The organism is Microvirga pakistanensis, assembly GCF_004458765.1.
In the GTDB taxonomy this organism is placed as follows: domain Bacteria; phylum Pseudomonadota; class Alphaproteobacteria; order Rhizobiales; family Beijerinckiaceae; genus Microvirga; species Microvirga pakistanensis.
Map to the genome: position 1 here is coordinate 1 of NZ_SPJX01000436.1, position 223 is coordinate 223.

General features: G+C 66.4%; 1 protein-coding gene. It reads left to right on the forward strand.

Annotated features, from left to right (window positions below; translation table 11 throughout):
* On the forward strand, window positions 1-223 hold a 223-nt coding region (locus tag E4K09_RS19855; protein ID WP_193557326.1), incomplete at both ends, for a Maf family protein.

Consider the following 223-nt stretch of genomic DNA (forward strand, 5'->3'; position numbering starts at 1 on the left):
CGGAGCCGACCAGGTTCTCGCCTGCGGATCGATCGTGTTCCACAAGGCGCCCGATCGCGAAGCCGCGCGCCGCCAGCTCCTGGCGCTTTCCGGAACGAGCCACACCCTCCAGTCCGCCTTTGCGCTCGCCATCGCCGGCACGGTGGTGGAGAGCTTCGTGGCCACGGCGACTCTGACCATGCGGCCGCTCACGGACGAGTCCATCGATCTTTATCTGAATCTC